Source organism: Salipiger bermudensis (genome assembly GCF_019801965.1).
In the GTDB taxonomy this organism is placed as follows: domain Bacteria; phylum Pseudomonadota; class Alphaproteobacteria; order Rhodobacterales; family Rhodobacteraceae; genus Salipiger; species Salipiger bermudensis_A.
Genome location: NZ_JAHVIA010000009.1, coordinates 51,110 through 68,806 on the forward strand (window position 1 = coordinate 51,110; position 17,697 = coordinate 68,806).

Consider the following 17,697-nt stretch of genomic DNA (forward strand, 5'->3'; position numbering starts at 1 on the left):
CCGCGACACGCGCCTATGCCGCGCCTTCAGGCCGGGCGAGCACCGGCTCGACCGCGTCTGAAAGCGCCGGCAGGTAGGCCGCGACGATCTCTCTCGCGATCAGGTCGGGGTGGTGGCAGTCGAGCGGCAGGCTCTCCACGTCGCCCGCGAAGGGCTGCCAGAGCGCGGCGCTGCGGTTGGTGCCGGCCTGGTCGCGCAGTGCGCCCACATGCAGGAGCGGCGCGCGCACGCGCGGCTCGCGATGGCCGCGCACCAGCGCGTTGGTGGCCTGCACCGAGCGGATCACCCCGTCCTGCACCGCCCGCGGCACCTGCCCCAGCGGGTGCCCCGCCGCCTTCAGGAAGTCGAGGATCGCGGCGCGGCTGTCGAGCCCGGCATGGGCCTCGGGATCGAAGCCCGCGATGGCGAGCAGCGCGCGCAGCGCCGCGGTCTCGTCGGGCTCGGGCTCATCGCGCCAGCACTCCGACGGGTAGGCATCGAGCAGCACCAGCCGCGCCACCTCGCGGCCCCGGCGCTCTGCCTCCGCGGCAATGGCATGGGCGATGATGCCACCCAGAGACCAGCCGAGCAGCGTCAGCGGACCCTCGGGCTGCGCCGCCTCGATCCGGCCGACATAGCGCCGCGCCATCTCGGTCACGCTCACGGGGGCGCGCGACCCGGCGTCGAGCAGCGGCGATTGCAGCCCGATCACCGGGCGTCCGGGCAGCGCCTGCGCCAGCGTGCGGTAGCACCAGCAGAGCCCGCCCGCCGGGTGCACCGCGAAGACCGGCAGCCCTTCGCCGCCAGACAGCCGCAGCACCGGCCCGGTGCCGTCATCGCCGCCCGCGCCGCGCTCGATCCGTCGCGCCAGATCGGCCAGCACCGGGCTCTCGAGGATCGCGCCGAGCCCCGGATCGCGCCCCGTCGCCTCCTCGATGCGCAGGGACAGCGCGACCGCGCGCAGCGAGTCCCCGCCAGCGAGGAAGAAATCCGTCTCCGCATCCACGGGCTGCGGAAGCGCGAGGATCTCGGAGTAGAGCGCCGCCAACATCCGCTCGGTGGGGCTCTCGGGCGCGCGCCCCGCGCCCCCCTGCCCCTCCGCCGCCGGCAGCGCCTTGCGGTCGAGCTTGCCGCTCGGGGTCAGCGGCAGCGCGTCGAGCGTGATGACCTGCGCGGGCAACATCGCCACCGGCAGCTGCCCCGCCAGCGCCGCGCGGATCGCCTCCGCGGTCGCGCCCGGCTCAGGCACCACGTAGGCCAGCAGCCGCGCGCCGCCCGGGGCGGCCTCGACGATCACCACCCCCTGCGCCACCATCCCGGTCCCGAACAGCGCCCGCTCGACCTCCGCCGGCTCGACCCGCACGCCCCGGATCTTCACCTGCTGGTCGGCGCGGCCCACGAAGGTCATCACGCCCCGCGCGTCGCTCACCGCGAGATCGCCGGTGTCGTAGATCCGCCCGCCGGGGCGGAACGGGTCGGGCGGGAAGCGCTCGGCGGTCAGCTCGGGCTGGCCGAGATAGCCCTGCGCCAGCTGCCGCCCCGCGAGGTAGAGCCGCCCCGGCACCCCGTCGGGCACCGGGCGCAGCGCGGCATCGAGCAGGTAGGTGCGGGTGTTCCAGACCGGCCGCCCGATCGGCACCGCCTCGCCCCCCTGCCCCGCCAGCGCCTCCTGCGCCGTGACGTCGATCGCCGCCTCGGTGGGGCCATAGAGGTTGAAGAGCCGCCCGGTGATGCGCCGGTGGAAGCGCTCGGCCAGCCGCTGTGGCAGCGCCTCGCCGCTGGCGAAGACCCGGGCGATGGCGAGCCCTTGCGAGGCCGGCGCGTCGAGGAACAGCTCCAGCATCGAGGGCACGAAATGCATCGCGGTGATGCGCTGTGTCCGCACGAGCCCCGCAAGCGCGACCGGGTCGCGCTGCGCTCCCGGCGGCGCGACCACCAGCGTGGCCCCCGACAGGAACGGCAAGACCAGCTCCCAGACCGAGACGTCGAAACTGGTCGGCGTCTTCTGCAGGATGCGGTCGCCGGGGCCGAAGCCATAGGTCTCGCGCATCCAGAGCAGGCGGTTGACGATGGCGTCATGCGCCACCACGACGCCCTTGGGCCGCCCGGTCGAGCCAGAGGTGAAGAGCACATAGGCCGGATCCTCCGGGCCGGCGGGGCTCGGCTCGGCCTCCTGCCCGTCGTCGAGGACCCCCAGCACCGGCGCGCCTTCGCAGGCAAAGCCCGGGGTGGCGAGGATCACCGCAGGGGCAGCGCGCGCGATCATGTCGGCGCGGCGCGCGGAGCCGTCCTCCGGGTCGAGCGGCAGGAAGGCGGCGCCGGCACGCAGCGTGCCGATGAGCGCCACCAGCAGATCGAGCGAGCGCGGCAGCGCCAGCCCCACCAGCGCCCCCGGTCCGATGCCGCGCCCCGCCAGCCGCCGCGCCAGCGCGGCGCTTTGGCGGTCGAGTTCGCCGTAGCTCAGGCAGGTCTCGCCAAAGACCAGCGCCGGGGCCGCGGGGCTGGCCGCCATCTGCGCTTCGATCAGCGCCGTGAGCGTGGTGCGCGGCACCTCCCGCGCGGTGGCGTTGCGGGTCTCGAGATGGGCGCGGGTCTCGGCTTTGGTCAGCGTCGGCACATCACGCAGCCTTTCGGCCAAGAGGGCCGCCGTCAGGAAGGCCTCGAGCCGGGCGCAATGGGCCTCTGTTTCGGCCTCTGAATAAAGCGCGGTGTTGCCGTCGACCTGCGCCAGCAGCCCGGCCTCGGGATCGCCCCGGAAGCAGAGCGTCAGGTCATCAACCGAGCCGGCGCCGAGGATCTTCAGTCGCGTCTCGCAGCCCGCGATCTCCGGACAGGCCTCGAAGGGCAGGATATTGACCAGCGGCCCCCAGAGCCGTCGTCCGGCCCCGATCCGCCCCAGTTCGCGCTGCAGCGCCTCGCCGCGATAGCGCGCGTTGCGCCGCATCCCCGCGAGATCTGCCCCGACGGTCTGCAGCCAGTCCGGCAGCGGCGCGCCCTCATCGAGCCGCAGCTGCAGCGGCAGCACGTTGACCTGCGTCGAGACGCAGCGCGCGGTGCGGCCCATGCGGTTCTGCAGCGGGATGCCCAGCACCACGTCGCGGCTCTCGCCCGAGGCCACCGATGGCAGGTGCCGCCCGACATACGCGCCCGCCAGTGCGGTGAGCACGTCGGTCCAGTGCAGACCCGTTCTGTCCGAGAGCCGCGCCAGCGCCTGCCCCGTGGCCCCGGGCAAGGGCCGCTCGGCGCGGTGGAACCAGTGCCCGTCCCCGTCCGCCCTGCCGCGGCTCACGCTCTCGACCTCCGGCAGATCCGCCAGCCGCGCGTGCCAGAAGGCCCGCTGCCGCGCCCGCGCAGCCGCCGTGCCGAAGCGCGCCTCCTCCTCGAGCGCCCGGGCGTAGTGCGCCAGCCCCTCGCCGGCATCGCCCCCGGAGAGCTCCGCCGCGTAGAGCGCCGCGAGGCGCTGGGTCACCTGCACCATCGCCTGCCCGTCGGCGGCGATGTGGTGGATGCGCTCGGTCAGGATGTGGCGCGCGGGTGCGAGCCGCCAGAGCGTGAACCCCGCCACCGGCCCGCGCTCCAGATCCATAGGCCGCTGAGCCTCCGCGAGGATCTCGGCCTCGACCTCGGCCAGCCCCACACCCTCGCGCGCCCTCACGACAAGCCCCGGCGCGCTTCCCGGCACGATGCGTTGCTCGGGGCCAGTGGGCCCCGCCCGCAGCCGCAGCGACAGGCTCTCGGCCTCGCCGCCGAGCCGCGCCACCGCGCGCGACAGCGCCGCCGCCTCGAGCGGGCCGTCGATATAGAGCGCCTGCCCGGTGACGAAGACCGGGCTCTGCGGATCTCGCGCCTGCGCATACCAGATCCCTGCCTGCGCCTCGGTCAGCGGGCGCCACTCCGCAAGTTCCATCCCGCTCACGCCTCTGCCTGCGCCGCTGCCCAGAATTCCGCCAGCGTCTCGCATTCATAGAGCTTGCCCGAGGGCAGGCTCGGCTGCAGCTCCTCCCAGCCCATGAGCAGGCGCATCAGCGCGATGGAATCGAGCCCGAGATCGCCGAGATGCGCGTCGTCCGGGACCTCCGCCGCGGGGATGTCGAGCGCGGCGGCGATGTCGCTGCGCATCTTTTCGAGGGTCAGGGCGGTCTGGATCATTTCGCGGTCTCTTCTGTCTGGTTGCTCTCGGCCAGCACCCCGGCGCGCAGGCTCTCGCGCAGCTGGCGGCGGCTGATCTTGCCGACGGCGGTGGTGGCGAAGCCCGAAACGATGCGGATCTCGTCGGGGATCTTGAACGCGGCGACCTCGCGGCCCCGCATGTATCTGCGCAGCTCCGCCGGGCTCGGATCCGTGCCCGCGCGCGGCTGGATGAAGGCGCAGGCGCGCTCGCCGAGCCGCGCGTCGGGGATCGAGACCACCACCGCGTCGAATACCGATCCATGGCCGAGCAGCAGGTCTTCGACCTCCTCGGCCGAGATCTTCTCGCCGTTGCGGTTGATCTGGTCGTTGGCGCGGCCCTGCACCACCAGATGCCCCGAGGGCAGGCGCAGCACGATGTCGCCGGTGCGGTAGAACCCGTCCTCGGTGAAGCTGCGGGCGTTGGCGCTGTCGTCGTCGTGGTAGGCGCGGATGGTGTAGGGCCCGCGGGTCAGCAGGTTGCCCGGGCGCCCTTCGGGAACGGGCTGACCGGCATCGTCGAGGATCAGCAGCTCGTCATCGGGGCTGATCGGGCGGCCCTGCGTTTCGGTGACCAGCGCCTCGGGATCGTCGAGCGCGGTATAGTTGACCAGCCCCTCCGCCATGCCGAAGACCTGCTGCAAGCGGCAACCGAGCAGCGGCGCCACGCGCTTGGCGCTCTCGGGCAGGAACTTGGCGCCACCGACCTGCAGCACCTTCAGGCTGGGGAGCTCGGGCCGGGCACGCTCCGCCGCCTCGAGCCAGAGCAGCGCCAGCGGCGGCACGAGCCCGGTGATCGTCACGCCTTCCTTGCGGATCAGCGGGAAGGCGATCTGCGGCATGGCGGCGGGGCAGAGCACCACCCGCGCCCCGGCATGGAGCGCGCCGAAGCAGCCGGGCGAGGACATGGTGAAATTATGCGCCACCGGCAGCGCCGCCATGTAGACGCTGGTCTCGTCGATGCCGCAGATCTCGTTGCTGCCGCGGATCGAGTAGAGGTAATCGTCATGCGTGCGCGGGATCAGCTTCGGCAGGCCGGTGGAGCCGCCGGAGATCTGGCAGAAGGCCACCGCCTGCGGATCGGGATCGGCCGGCAGCGTGGCGGGATCGCCGCTCACCTGCGCCATCGCCAGCGCCCCCTCGGGCGCGTCGCCCGCGACGATGACATGCGCAAGCCCGGGCAGCGCGGCGCGCAGTCCCAGCACCATGCCGGCATGGTCGAAGCGCTCGATGCGGTCCTGCACGAGGATCGCCCGGGCCTCGGCCTTGCCCGCAAGGTGCATCAGCTCGGTGCGACGGTGCGCCGGCAATGCGTAGACCGGCACCAGCCCGGCGGCGAAGGCGCCGAACACCGCCTCGAAGAAGGACGGCACGTTGCCCATCTGGATCAGCACCCGCTCGCCGGGGCGCAGCCCCAGCGCCAGCAGCCCGGCGCCGAAGCGGCGGGCGCGGTCGTTGAGCTCGCGATAGCTCCAGCGGGTCTCGCCGCCGATGATGGCGATGCGCTCGGGATGGGCGGCGGCGCGCTCGCGCAGGAGGCGCGGGAAGGTCTCGCCGCGCCAGTAGCCCTTGGCGCGGTAGCGCGCGGCGAACTCGGCGGGCCAGGTCTGGCGGGGCTCGGTCATGGGGATACGCTCATCTCTTGGGATGGGGGCCGCCGGTCGGGCGACCCCCGGAAGGGTCACTTCGCGGCGATGCGGGTCAGGCTGCCTGTGCCCTGATCGACCACGAAGACATGGCCTTCCCCGTCGCTGGCGAGGTGGTTGGGCGTGGCGTTGCTCTCGAGATTGGCGACCAGCGTGCCCTCCGGATCCAGCACCGCGATGGCATGGCCGCCACGCACCGCGACATAGACATGCCCGGTCGCGGCATCGACCACCGCGTTGAGCGGGCTCGCGCCCACGTTGACCTGCCGCAGCACCTCGCCACTGGCGCCGTCGAGCACGGTGACCGCGTCATTTCCCTGCGCCACGGTATAGACCCGGCTGCCATCGGGGCTGGCCGCAAGCCCGATGGTGCTGGTCGAACCCGGCACCGGCCAGACCGCCACCTCCTCGCCCGATGCGAGATCAATCACCGCGACCTCCTCGCTGCGCAGCGACGAGGCGAAGAGCTTGCCCGCCTCGGGGGCCAGCGACAGGCTCGCGGCGGTGAAATCCTGCCCGCGGCGCGACGAACTGAGCGCGATCGGTTCCAGCTCTTCCAGCGTCTCGGTGTCAAAGACGTGCACGGTCGGCTCGAAGGTGGCGCTGACATAGACCTTGCCGTCGTGATGGACCGCGTCACGCGGGTGGCTCACGGTGCCCGGCGCGAACTGCTTGATGAGGCTCAGATCCGCGCTGTCATAGACCGCGACGGTGTTCTGCCTTGTGTTGGTCACCCAGACCTGCCCCGGCGCGACGCCCACGCCATAGACCGCGAAGAGCCCGCCATCCGAGCCGTCCTCGCGCGCCGGGGCCGCCTCGGGAACCGCCTTGGCGAGGATCTCGAGGGTCTCCGGGTCGAGCTTCAGAAGCTCCGACTCCCTGACCGGCGGGCGGCCCACGGCGCTGGTCACGTAAAGCGCCTCCGCGCCCACGGCCACCTGGTAGGGACGGGTCGCGACCTGCGCGGCAGTCTGGGTGTAGGCGTCGGCATTCACGCTGCCCAGCTGCTTCGAGACCTTGAGATCGAAGGTCGTGGCGAAGGGCACCTCACCGCCCAGCTCGACCACCACCGGGTAGACCCCGGCCTGCGCGCTTCCGGGGATGGTCAGGCTGGCGGCGAGGTTGCCCTCGCCGTCGGCGGCAAAGGGCGAGCCGGCCAGCGCCTCGCCGTTCTGGCGCAGGCTCACCGGCTGGCCGGGGGCAAAGCCGCGCCCCATGATCTGGGCCTCGCCGCCGGGCAGGATCGGGCCGCGCTCGGGGCCGGACGCGCCGATGCGGCCGTCGAAGCTGCCGAGCGCCGAGAACGGCTCGGCCGCGGCCATCCCGGCGGAGGCGATCACCAGCGCCGAGAGCGCGACACCGCGCAGCCAGAGACCGGAACGTTGGATCTGTGTCATGTCATAGCCTTTTGCTTGCCGGACCTCCGGTCCGGTCGGATCGATGAAACCCCTGTCGGCTGCAGCAAGGCTGTGGCTGTGTGGGCGGCACGCCTTGTGCCGCGCGGGGCCGGGGTGGCCCCTGGTCTTGAGCGGGCGCGCGCAGGCCCCCGTGGCGACTGACACGCGCGGTCAGCGCGCCTCCGTCGCGGAAAACGCCTCTCCCACCACCCGCAGCACCGAGGCGCGGAAGGTCTCGCCGTGGCTCAGACCGAGGAAGATCGTCAGCTGCCCCGGCACACCGGCCTCGCGCAGCTCTGCGTTGAGCGCCTCGAGCGCGCCCTCGGGCAGCGCCGCGCGCATCTTCACCAGTTTCTGGGCGTTGGGATTGTCGGGGTTGCTGGCGCGCGCGCGTTCGAGTTCGCCCTTGTGCAGATCGAGCCGGCGCGGCCGCCAGCCTCCCGCCGCGATCTGCGCCGAGAGCTGGCCGAGGAAGCTGCCATGGTCCCACCAGAGCGACGGGCTGGCCGAGACATGGCGCGCAAAGGGCGAGGCCGGATCGGCCGCAGCCCAGAGCACGAAGAGACCGGCATAGGAATGGCCCCAGAGCGCGCTCCGGTCCATGTCGAGCGCCACGCGGGACGTGACCTCGGGAAGGATCTCGGAGCGCAGCCGCTCGAGAAACGCCGCCGCGCCGCCGCCGGGGCGGCCACGGGGATCGGCGGCCGGGCCGCCCTCGGCGTCGGGCGGGGTGTAGTCGCGGGTGCGTGCGTCGCCGGCAAAGCGCTGGCGGGTGTCGTAGCCCAGCGTCACGATCACCGGCATCCGCGCGGGATCGAGCGTGGCGAGGAAATCGTCGCTCAAGAGCTCCATCACCGCCTGACCGTCAAGCAGGAAGAGCACCGGGAAGCCGCCCTCGGGCGCGCCGCGGCGCGGGATCAGAACGCCGATGCGGTCGGCCGGCCCCTCTTCCGCCGGCAGGGTGAAGCTCCACACGTCCACCACCTCGGAATCGGTGTCGAGGATCGACGGCCCCAGCGGCTCGGGCGAGGGCTGGGCGGCCAGGCCCAAAGGCGCGAGCATCGCCAGAACGGCCAGCACCAGCCTCATCGCGCCGCCTCGGCCTCGAGATCGGCGAGCAGCGGCGCCTTGGCGCGCCAGCTCTCGTACCACGCCTCGACCGCAGGCCCGAACCACGCCCGGTCGACCTCGATCACCGGCACCCCGGTCTCCTGCAGGCGGGCCAGGTTGATGGCGTCGATCTCGCCATACAGATCGACCATCCCGGCCACCCGGGTCTCGAAGATCCTCGAGACGGTGGCACGGTCGGCCTCGGAGAGCGTCTGCCACTTGCGCCCCGAGGCCACGGCGGCCATCGGGAAGATCATGTGGCCGGAGGCGATCACGGTGCCGGCGTGTTTCCAGTAGCCCGAGTTCCACGTCCCCTCGTGGTCGATCTGCATGCCGTCGACCTGCCCGTTGGCGAAGGCGTCATAAAGCGCCGGCAGCGGCATCGGGGTGGGCGCCGCGCCGAGCCCGGTCCAGAACGCCATCTCGGGCGCCAGCGGCACGGTGCGGATGCGCTGACCCTCAAGATCCGCGACCGACGAAACCGGCCCCGAGGTCACGATCTGGCGCAGCCCCGCCATGCCCCAGGCCAGCCCGTGCAGGCCGAAATTGTCCATCCGGTCCAGCAGCGTCCCGGCCACCTCGCCGCGCAAGAGGCGAGCGGCGTCCTGCGCGTCGTCGGCGATGAAGGGGGCGTAGAACACGCCGTAATCGGCATCGCGGTTGGCGAACTCGGCGGCGGTCAGCAGGGCGAAATCGATGGCGCCGGTCTGCAGCTGCTGCAGCATCCGCGCCTCGTTGCCGAGCTGGCCCGAAGGCATCACGAGGATCTCGACCCGGCCCTCGGTGGCCTCGGCGATCTCCGCGGCGATGGCCTCTGCGGTCTTGGTCCATTGGTGCGGCGGCGGGGTGATCAGGCCGAGCCGGTATTGCTCGGCCTGCGCCGGCAGCGTGGTGACGAGGCCGAGGGCACCGAGGCCAAGGCCGAGAAGCGCGGATTTCAGTCGCATGGGAAAGGTCCTCCGGGAGATCATTGCAGAAGGCGCATCAAACCGAGCGCGAGGTCCGGCCAGAGCACCAGGGCGGCGAGCACGAGCGCCACGCCGCAGAGATAGGGCAGCACCAGCGCCGCCAGCCGCCCGGCGGGGACGCCGGTCTGCATCGCGGCGGTGAAGAGGCCAACGCCCACCGGGGGCGTCATCAGCCCCATGGTGAGGTTGATGCAGGCGACGAGGCCGAAATGGATCGGGTCGATGCCATAGACATCGGTGGCCACCGGCAGCAGCACCGGCACCACGAGGATCAGCGCCGGCAGCGGATCGGTGACCATGCCCATGCCGAGCAGCAGCAGGTTCACCAGCAGCAGGAAGACCAGCGGATCGTCCGACAGCGCCGCCAGCCAGCCAGCCACCATGGCGGGCAGGTTCTCCCACGCCGCGACCCAGGCGTAGAGGCTGGCGGCTGCGATCAGGAAGAGGATGGTGCCCGTGGTGCGCGCGGTGGCCATCAGCGCGGCCCAGAGCCGGGCGGGTCGCAGCTCGCGGTAGACCAGCCCGCCCACCAGCAGCACCGCGAGCACGGCCACCACCCCGGCCTCGGCCGGCGTGGCGAGGCCCGAGAGGATCGCGCCGATCATCGCCAGCGGGATCGCCAGCGCCGGCAGCGCTTCGGCGATGACCCGCGCGGGCGCTTCCGGTGCCGGGGCGGCGGCGGGGAAGCGCCCGCCGCGCCCGAGGAAGGCCGTGAGGCCAACGAAGGCCAGCAGCATCGCCAGACCCGGCGCGATGCCGGCAAGGAAGAGGTCTCCGATCGGCACCTGCGCGATCACCCCGTAGACGATGAGCAGCATCGAGGGCGGCAGCACCGGCGCCAGCAGCCCGCCGGCAGCGGTGAGCGCCGCGGCCATGTCGCGCGGATAGCCGGCGCGGGCCATCTCGGGCACCGCGAGCCGCGACATCAGGGTGATCTGCGCCACCGTAGAGCCCAGCACCGCCGCCATCAGCGCGTTCGACAGCAGCGTCGCCTGCGCCAGCCCGCCGCGCAGACGCCCGGCGCAGAGCCCTGCGAGCGCGAAGAGCCGCCGCCCGGCGCCGCTGGCATTCATCAGCTCGCCCAGCAGCACGAAGATCGGAAGCGCCAGCAGCCCGTAGCTCTCCATGCCCTGAAAGAGTTGCTGCGGCAGGCTCAGGAGCAGCACCGCGTTGCCGCCGAGCACGATCTGCAGCACCGCGCCCGCGATCATCGCGAAGGCGACCGGCAGGCCGAGCGTCAGAAGCAGGGCGAAGGCGGCAAGGCTCAGCATGGCGCGCTCCGGGGCCTGCGGGCGAGGCGGGCAGCCATGTGAACCAGCGCGCCCAGCGTCGCCGGCAGCATCGGCAGCCAGAACCAGATCTTGGCGACGCCCAGCGTCATGGTGGGCTCGGTATAGGTGAAATTGCCGCTCTCCCGCGCCAGCGCCGCGCCCGAACCGGCACCCCAGAGCCCGACCGGGTCGAGCCAGACCCAGAGGCAGGCGAGGAAGCCCGCGAGCAGCGCGAAGAGCAGCGCCTCGACAAGCCAGGCGGCGCGCGCGGGCAGCCGCCGCGCCAGCAGGTCGACGGCCACATGCGCCCCGCTCGACAGGTTGCTCGAGGCGGCGAAGAACGCCGCCGCCACCATCAGCAGCACCGCCAGCTCGTCGCTCCAGATCAGCGGCTGCCCGACGCTGCGCATCACCGCGCCCGCGCCCATGCAGAGCAGCATGGCGAGCAGAAGCAGCGCCGCGAGGCGCAGTTCGGCGGCCGCGAGGCGCGCGTCGAAGGCCTGCAGGCGGCCTGCGGCGGAATCCGGCGAGGAAGATGCGGTCGACAAGGAACCGTGCCCATGATCGAGAAACAGGTAAACCACCGCCCGGACGCGCCGGGCGGTGGCGGGGTCAAGCGCCTCAGAAGGTCTTGGTCAGGCCGAAATAGTAGGACCGGCCCGGTTCGTTGTAGGTCTCGGCGCCTTCGCCCGACCGCTTGATCGAGGTGTCGAAGATGTTGGTCACGCCCGCCTTGAGATCGAAGCCGTTGTCGAACTGGTAGGTCATGCCGAGATTGACCAGCGTGTAGGGATCGCGATCCTCGGATTCCTCGGTCTCGTAGCCGGTGGTGCCGGAATACTTCGCCGCTTCGATCTTGCCGTAATGGGTCAGCGACGGGATCAGCGTCAGCTTGTCGTTGACCCGGTAATCGACCGAGGCGTTGATGGTGTATTCGGGCACCAGCGACAGCGGCACCTCGATCTCGGTGGAATCGTAGCTCTCACCGCCCGTGGTGGTGCCGCCATCGATCTTCACCTTCTGGGTCGAGGAGATCATGTAGGTGCCGTTGACCGCGAAGCGGAACTGGTCGCTGTAATCCCAGGCGAAGCTGCCCTCGAGGCCCGAGACCTCGGACTCCGGCACGTTTTCCCACTGGTAGAGACGCTGCTGCGCACCGTCGACGGTGGTGGTGCCGATCTGGGTGGTGCCGGCCTGGATCTTGTCGCGGTAATCGTTGTGGAAATAGGTCAGCGTGGCGTTGATGCCCTGCAGCCCGGTGTACTGGATGCCGATTTCCTTGTTGATCGAGGTCTCCGGGTCGAGATCATCATTGCCCAGAACGTAGCACGGCCCGTCGCGGTAATACGGGTAGGGGCAGCCGTTGCCGCGGGTGGTGTACACGTAGCCGTCCGAGAGCTGGTAGACGGTGGGCGATTTGTAGGCCTGCGCGATGCCGCCCTTGATGGTCCATTCCGAGGTCAGGTCGTAGGAGGCGTTGAGCCCGCCCGAGAAGGTCCCGCCGAAGGTGTCGGCGCGGTCGTAGCGCAGCGAGGGGGTCAGCGTCAGCCGGTCGTTCCAGAGGATGTTTTCCTCGAGATAGATACCCAGCGTGTTCTGCTCGGTGAAGCCGTCGGAGCCGCTGCTGTCGATGCTGCCGTCATCGGTGGTGATCGACGAGAACGAGCTGTAGTCGCTCAGGTCGAGCTTTTCCCAGCGATACTCGGCACCGAGCGTCATCTCGGCCGGCCGGTTCGCGAGGGTGTGGCCGATATAGGCCTCGGATTTCACCACCACCGATTCAAGGATCGCGGTGTCCCAGTCGTCGGTGCTGCTGATCGAGCCCTCGACGCCGCCCGCCGGGTTCTCCGCCAGCCGGGTGTTGTCGGTACGCTCGTACTGGATGAAGCTGTTGGTCTCGCCCCAGCCATAGGAGCCGAGATGGGTCAGCGCGAAGGTGCCGCGCTTCATCACGTTGGTTTCCTCGCCGTCGTCGGCGAGCGAGACCACGTCCTCGCTGGCGCTGCGCTCGTTGCCGAGCAGCGTGTCGCCGGCATAGATGTTGCCCTGCCGCGAATAGCCCAGCTCGACATTGAACCGGTTCCGGTCGCTCGGCGTCCAGTCGAGGCGCAACGTGAAGTCCTTGTTGGTGACCCCCTCCGAGCCCGCCTGCGGGTAGGTGCAGGAGTCCTCGCCGCTGTCGGGATCGATCTCGCAGCTCACCTCGCTCTCGTTGATGTCGGGATCGTCGGCATCGGTCTTGTTGTAGTTGGCCGAGAAGCGCAGCGCGAAATCGCTGTTGAGGCGCTTGGCCCAGAGCAGGTTGTAGCGCTGGGTCATGCCCTCGTCGCTGCTTTCCGGCATGTCGAAGCTGGTGCCGAGCTGCAGCAGGTCCTCGTCGGGGGCCTTGGTGATGATGTTGACCACGCCGCCCGCGGCGCCGGAGCCGTAGCGCGCCGCCGCCGGGCCGCGGATGACCTCGATGCTCTCGACCATCTCGGCGGGCACCCAGTTGGTGTCGCCGCGGGTGTCGCGCTCGCCCGACCGGCCCTGCTTGACCGAGGTGCGCGACAGCACCGGCTTGCCGTCGATCAGGATCAGGACGTTTTCCGGCCCCATGCCGCGGATGTCGACCTGCCGCTGGTTGCCGCGCTGGCCCGAGGGCGAGGTGCCGGAAAGGTTCACGCCGGGCATCTTGCGGATGATCTCGGCAACGTCGTTGACCACCGGCTGACGCTGGATATCTTCCTCGGTGATCGTCGAGACCCCGAGCGCCTGCTTGATCTGTTCCTCGGCGGTCAGGACGATGGTCCCGAGATCATAGGCGCCGGTGTCGTCTTCGGGGAGGGTCTGTGCCGCGAGCGGCGTCACCGCCGCAACCGACAACAGGAGAAGGGCCGACCCGGAGGCCAGCCTCGCGCGTGCGCGTGCCATGCACTGTCCTTTCAAGTTTCGTGACTCGTGCTGGCGATAGCTGGCGTTTGCCGCCTATGAGCATTCCCTGAGGGGCGGCTCAACCGCTTCGCATAAATCTGACAATATTTGTAGGGATTGTTGTATTTATACGACGGCCGTCTCCTAAGCCCGACACCGGCTCCCGGCGCCGCAGCGGCAGGCAGCGCCGGCGGTGCCGCGAGCGGCCCCGCGCAATTATCAAATTTTCCCTAAAACTGATGACCGATACCCGCGGCTTCAACCGGCAATGCCGAGCCGCCATACTCACCCCAGACCGACCAACCCGGAGACCTCGATGTCCGCAAAATACTACGCCCCCCAGGGCGGGCTTCCCGGCCAGGACCAGCTTCTGACCGACCGTGCCATCTTCACCGACGCCTACGCGGTGATCCCGCGCGGCACCATGCGCGACATCGTCACCAGCTTCCTGCCGGGATGGTCCGAGACCCGTCTCTGGATCCTCGCACGCCCGATGACCGGCTTCGCCGAGACCTTCAGCCAGTACATCATGGAAGTGCGGCCCGGCGGCGGCTCGGATGCGCCCGAGCACGAGGCCGGCGCGCAGGGCGTGCTCTTCGTGGTCGAGGGCGAGGCCACGCTCGAGGTCGGCGGCGAGACCCACGTGCTGCGCGAAGGCGGCTATGCCTACCTGCCGCCCTCGGCGCAATGGGCGCTGCACAACCGCGCCGAGGGCGTGCTGCGCTTCCACTGGATCCGCAAGATCTGGCAGCCCGCGCCCGGGCTCGAGGAGCCCGACGTGCTGATCCTCAACGAGCAGGACATCGCCCCCTCCCCGATGCCCGACACCAACGGCGCCTGGGCCACCACCCGCTTCGTCGACCCGTCCGACCTGCGCCACGACATGCATGTCACAGTGGTGACCTTCGAGCCCGGCGGCGTCATTCCCTTCCTCGAGACCCACGTGATGGAGCACGGGCTCTACGTGCTCGAGGGCAAGGCGGCCTACCGGCTCAACAATGACTGGGTCGAGGTCGAGGCCGGCGATTTCATGTGGCTGCGCGCCTTCTGCCCGCAGGCCTGCTATGCCGGCGGCCCGGGCCGCTTCCGCTACCTGCTCTACAAGGACGTCAACCGACACATGCCGCTGCGCCTCGGCGCCGGCGGCTGAGCCGGGCATGGCAGGGCCGCCCGCCGCGGCCCTGCCCCGCGCGGTCAGGAGACCTCGAGCACCCCGCGGATGATCACGAAGATCCCCGCCGAGAGCAGCGCCGCGGCGGGCACGGTGATGACCCATGCGGCGATGATGGTCAGGAAATGCGAGCGCCGCACCAGCTTACGGCGGCGGCGCTCCTCCGGCGACAGCCCGTTTGCCCCGGGGATCGCCGCCCGCGCCCGGCGCATCCGGCGCTCGGCATCCCACTCGCGGAAGAAGCCGACGCCGAACACGCCGCCAACCGCGATATGGGTCGAGCTCACCGGCAGGCCGAGCCAGCTTGCGACGATGACGGTGATCGCCGCCGACAGCGCCACGCAATAGGCGCGCATCGGGTTGAGCTTGGTGATCTGGTTGCCGACCATGCGGATCAGCTTGGGTCCGAAGAGGAACAGGCCGAAGGAGATCCCCAGCGCGCCGATCACCATGACCCAGAGCGGGATCCCGAAGGCATGGGTGAAATCGCCGGTGGTCGAGGCCTGCACGATGGCGGCCAGCGGGCCGACCGCGTTGGCCACGTCATTCGCGCCGTGGGCAAAGCTCAGGAGCGCCGCCGAGACCACCAGCGGGATGCCGAACAGCACCTTGAGCGAGCGGTTGCGGTTTTCAAGCCCCTCGGACTGGCGGCGGATCACCGGGATCATCACCAGCCAGATCGCCAGCCCCGCCGCAAGGCCGATCAGCAGCGCGTCGCCTAGCTCGATCTTGATGATCTTCTTGAGCCCCTTGACCGCGAGATAGGTGGCAAACGCGCCGCCCATGATGCCCACCAGCACCGGCACCCAGCGTCGGGCCGAGGCGATCTTGTCGGTGGTGTAGATGATGTTCGACTTGATGAACCACAGGAAGCCCGCGGCGATCAGCCCGCCCAGCAGCGGCGAGATCACCCAGCTTGCGGCGATCGCGCCCATCTGGCCCCAGCTTACCGCGGCAAAGCCCGCCGCGGCGATGCCCGCGCCCATCACGCCGCCAACCACCGAGTGCGTCGTCGAGACCGGCGCGCCGATCCAGGTCGCGAGGTTGACCCACAGCGCCGAGGCCAGCAGCGCCGCCATCATCGCGGTGATGAAGCTGGCCGAGCTGCCCATGCTTTCCGGCGCAATGATGCCCTTGGCCACGGTGGAGACCACGTCGCCGCCGGCAATCAGCGCCCCGGCGCTCTCGAACACCACCGCGATGGCGATGGCGCCGCCCATGCTCAGCGCGTTGGCGCCCACCGCCGGCCCCATGTTGTTGGCCACGTCATTGGCGCCGATGTTGAGCGCCATGTAGGCGCCGAAGGCCGCCGCGATGACCACCACGAGCGTGTTGCTGGCGCCGCCGAAGATCAGCGCCGCGAGTAGCGCCGCGAAGCCCACGAAGGCCAGCGCCACCCCGAGCCCGATCACCGGACGCTTGGAGAAGGAGGCCGCCTCGTTGAGCTTCGACACGCGGCCAAGGTCGCGATCGAGCGTTTCGAGGTGGCTCGGATCGAGGTCGTTTCGTGACATGCTGCGCTCCCGTTCTGTCCCGGGGCGCCTAGCCCGAATGTAACAGTTTCACAACAGTTTCGTGACAGCACCGCCGTCAGGCGCGTCTTTCTGGCCGCGTCGCGCCCGTGTCCGCCGGGCTCCCGTGCTGGGCTCAGGCGCCCGTCGAGCGCCCTCGCCCCTGCCCCGAGAGCCCGCCCGAAACCTCGTCGGTGCTCTCCGAGGCCAGCTCCTCGGGCAACAGCAGGTTCAGCACGATGGCGATCACTGCCGCCGGCAGAATGCCAGAGGTCGCCAGCACCTTCACAGTCCCCGGCAGATGCTGCAGCGCCCCCGGCTCGAGCTGCAGGCCGAGCCCCAGCGACAGCGCGATGGCGAAAATCACCATGTTGCGGCGGTTCCAGGTCACGTCCGACAGCATCGAGATGCCCGCCGCCACCACCATGCCGAACATCACGATGACGCCGCCGCCCAAGACCTCGATCGGCACCGAAGAGATCACCGCGCCGATCTTAGGCACCAGCCCGCAGAGGATCAGGAACAGTGCCCCGATGGTCACCACCGTGCGGCTCATCACCCCGGTCATCGCGATCAGCCCGACATTCTGCGAGAACGAGGTGTTGGGCAGCGCGCCGAACAGGCCCGAGACCGCGGTGCCGAGCCCGTCGGCGAAGGTCGCGCCCTGGATCTCGCGGTCGGTCGCCTCGCGCCCCGCGCCGCCCTTGGTGATCCCCGAGACATCGCCCACCGTCTCCACCGCCGACACGAAGGACATGGCGCAGAAGCCGAGGATCGCCGCGAGAGAGAATTCGAGCCCGAAATGCAGCGGGTTGGGCAGCGCGAAGGGCGCCGCGCGCCCGACGCTGCCGAGATTGACCTGCCCCAGAGCGACCGCCAGCGCGTAGCCCGCCAGCAGCCCGATCAGCACCGCCGAGACCGACAGCATCCCGCGCGCGAAGAATTTCATCGCCAGCGTCACAAGGATCACCGTCCCGGCCATCAGCCAGTTGATCCCCGAGCCGTATTCCGGCGTTCCGATGGCCGGAACCCCGCCGGCGGCGTACTGGATGCCGACCTTGACCAGCGCCAGCCCGATCATCGTCACCACAAGCCCCGTCACCAGCGGCGGCAGCGCAAAGCGCAAGCGCCCGATGACGAGCCCGAGGCTTGCATGGAACAGGCCCCCCACCAGGATGCCCCCCATCAGCACGGCGACGGCCTCGACCCCCTTGCCGGCGACCAGAGGGATCATGATCGGGATGAAGGCAAAGCTGGTGCCCTGCACGATCGGCAGCCGTGCCCCCACCGGGCCGAAGCCGATCGACTGGAACAGCGTGGCGATGCCGGCGAAGAACATCGACATCTGGATCATGTAGATCATCTGCGGGAAATCCGGCGAGTCCGAGCCGAAGCCGAACCCGGCGGCGCCGCAGACGATGATCGCCGGGGTGACGTTGGAGACGAACATCGCCAAGACGTGCTGGATGCCGAGCGGCACCGCTTTGATCAGCGGCGGGGTGTAGTCCGGGTCTCGCAGCTGCTCCGGCGTGCCGAGGGATGTGTCTGCCATGGTCTGTCGTCT

Annotated in this window: 12 protein-coding genes; 1 reads left to right on the forward strand and 11 read right to left on the reverse strand. The window is 70.5% G+C overall.

Annotated features, from left to right (window positions below; all coding sequences use genetic code 11):
* Positions 1-13: 13 nt before the first annotated feature.
* The 9 genes from KUV62_RS19240 to KUV62_RS19280 form a co-directional block, all read right to left on the reverse strand.
* The gene (locus KUV62_RS19240; protein ID WP_222605362.1) at positions 14-3,886 is read right to left on the reverse strand and encodes a non-ribosomal peptide synthetase; all 3,873 of its coding nucleotides are present in this window, start codon (positions 3,884-3,886) and stop codon (positions 14-16) included.
* Between the two features lie 5 nt (positions 3,887-3,891).
* Positions 3,892-4,128 carry an acyl carrier protein gene (locus tag KUV62_RS19245; protein WP_222605363.1) on the reverse strand — a complete coding sequence of 79 codons (237 nt, stop codon included), beginning with the start codon at positions 4,126-4,128 and terminating at the stop codon, positions 3,892-3,894.
* Positions 4,125-5,771, reverse strand: a complete 1,647-nt coding sequence (locus KUV62_RS19250; RefSeq protein WP_222605364.1) for a (2,3-dihydroxybenzoyl)adenylate synthase — start codon at positions 5,769-5,771, stop codon at positions 4,125-4,127. Before KUV62_RS19250 ends, KUV62_RS19245 begins: the two co-directional genes overlap by 4 nt.
* Positions 5,772-5,827: 56 nt before the next feature.
* Positions 5,828-7,189 (reverse strand): ATP-binding protein, encoded by a 1,362-nt coding sequence (locus tag KUV62_RS19255; RefSeq protein ID WP_222605365.1) that lies wholly within the window; start codon positions 7,187-7,189, stop codon positions 5,828-5,830.
* Positions 7,190-7,360: 171 nt separating this feature from the next.
* Complete coding sequence (locus KUV62_RS19260; RefSeq protein WP_222605366.1) at positions 7,361-8,278, reverse strand: alpha/beta hydrolase; 918 nt, start codon at positions 8,276-8,278, stop codon at positions 7,361-7,363.
* Positions 8,275-9,246 (reverse strand): TRAP transporter substrate-binding protein, encoded by a 972-nt coding sequence (locus KUV62_RS19265; protein ID WP_222605367.1) that lies wholly within the window; start codon positions 9,244-9,246, stop codon positions 8,275-8,277. The genes KUV62_RS19260 and KUV62_RS19265 overlap by 4 nt, the downstream gene beginning before the upstream one ends.
* Positions 9,247-9,266: 20 nt before the next feature.
* Positions 9,267-10,538 (reverse strand): TRAP transporter large permease, encoded by a 1,272-nt coding sequence (locus tag KUV62_RS19270; RefSeq protein WP_222605368.1) that lies wholly within the window; start codon positions 10,536-10,538, stop codon positions 9,267-9,269.
* Positions 10,532-11,086: a TRAP transporter small permease gene (locus KUV62_RS19275; RefSeq protein ID WP_222605369.1), complete on the reverse strand. Its 555-nt coding sequence runs from the start codon at positions 11,084-11,086 to the stop codon at positions 10,532-10,534. Before KUV62_RS19275 ends, KUV62_RS19270 begins: the two co-directional genes overlap by 7 nt.
* Before the next feature lie 73 nt (positions 11,087-11,159).
* Positions 11,160-13,451, reverse strand: a complete 2,292-nt coding sequence (locus KUV62_RS19280) for a FepA family TonB-dependent siderophore receptor (protein ID WP_222605370.1) — start codon at positions 13,449-13,451, stop codon at positions 11,160-11,162.
* Between the two features lie 316 nt (positions 13,452-13,767).
* Between KUV62_RS19280 and KUV62_RS19285 the strand changes: the two genes are divergently transcribed.
* Positions 13,768-14,601, forward strand: a complete 834-nt coding sequence (locus tag KUV62_RS19285; RefSeq protein WP_222605371.1) for a bifunctional allantoicase/(S)-ureidoglycine aminohydrolase — start codon at positions 13,768-13,770, stop codon at positions 14,599-14,601.
* A gap of 44 nt (positions 14,602-14,645) precedes the next feature.
* On the opposite strand, the gene KUV62_RS19290 is transcribed toward KUV62_RS19285, so the two are convergent.
* Together KUV62_RS19290 and KUV62_RS19295 are read right to left on the reverse strand one after the other, a co-directional pair.
* Entirely contained in the window at positions 14,646-16,136 is a 1,491-nt protein-coding gene (locus KUV62_RS19290) for an inorganic phosphate transporter (protein WP_222605372.1), read from the reverse strand.
* Between the two features lie 133 nt (positions 16,137-16,269).
* Positions 16,270-17,685: a uracil-xanthine permease family protein gene (locus KUV62_RS19295; RefSeq protein ID WP_222605373.1), complete on the reverse strand. Its 1,416-nt coding sequence runs from the start codon at positions 17,683-17,685 to the stop codon at positions 16,270-16,272.
* Between the last annotated feature and the right edge of the window lie 12 nt (positions 17,686-17,697).

What these genes read in the sequence shown, in the direction of transcription:
- KUV62_RS19270 (WP_222605368.1), bottom strand. Translation starts at nt 10,538, where the DNA reads ATGCTGAGCCTTGCCGCCTTCGCCCTGCTTCTGACGCTCGGCCTGCCG.
- KUV62_RS19250 (WP_222605364.1), bottom strand. Translation starts at nt 5,771, where the DNA reads ATGACCGAGCCCCGCCAGACCTGGCCCGCCGAGTTCGCCGCGCGCTAC.
- KUV62_RS19290 (WP_222605372.1), bottom strand. Translation starts at nt 16,136, where the DNA reads ATGTCACGAAACGACCTCGATCCGAGCCACCTCGAAACGCTCGATCGC.
- KUV62_RS19260 (WP_222605366.1), bottom strand. Translation starts at nt 8,278, where the DNA reads ATGAGGCTGGTGCTGGCCGTTCTGGCGATGCTCGCGCCTTTGGGCCTG.
- KUV62_RS19295 (WP_222605373.1), bottom strand. Translation starts at nt 17,685, where the DNA reads ATGGCAGACACATCCCTCGGCACGCCGGAGCAGCTGCGAGACCCGGAC.
- KUV62_RS19245 (WP_222605363.1), bottom strand. Translation starts at nt 4,128, where the DNA reads ATGATCCAGACCGCCCTGACCCTCGAAAAGATGCGCAGCGACATCGCC.
- KUV62_RS19240 (WP_222605362.1), bottom strand. Translation starts at nt 3,886, where the DNA reads ATGGAACTTGCGGAGTGGCGCCCGCTGACCGAGGCGCAGGCAGGGATC.
- KUV62_RS19285 (WP_222605371.1), top strand. Translation starts at nt 13,768, where the DNA reads ATGTCCGCAAAATACTACGCCCCCCAGGGCGGGCTTCCCGGCCAGGAC.
- KUV62_RS19280 (WP_222605370.1), bottom strand. Translation starts at nt 13,451, where the DNA reads ATGGCACGCGCACGCGCGAGGCTGGCCTCCGGGTCGGCCCTTCTCCTG.
- KUV62_RS19255 (WP_222605365.1), bottom strand. Translation starts at nt 7,189, where the DNA reads ATGACACAGATCCAACGTTCCGGTCTCTGGCTGCGCGGTGTCGCGCTC.
- KUV62_RS19265 (WP_222605367.1), bottom strand. Translation starts at nt 9,246, where the DNA reads ATGCGACTGAAATCCGCGCTTCTCGGCCTTGGCCTCGGTGCCCTCGGC.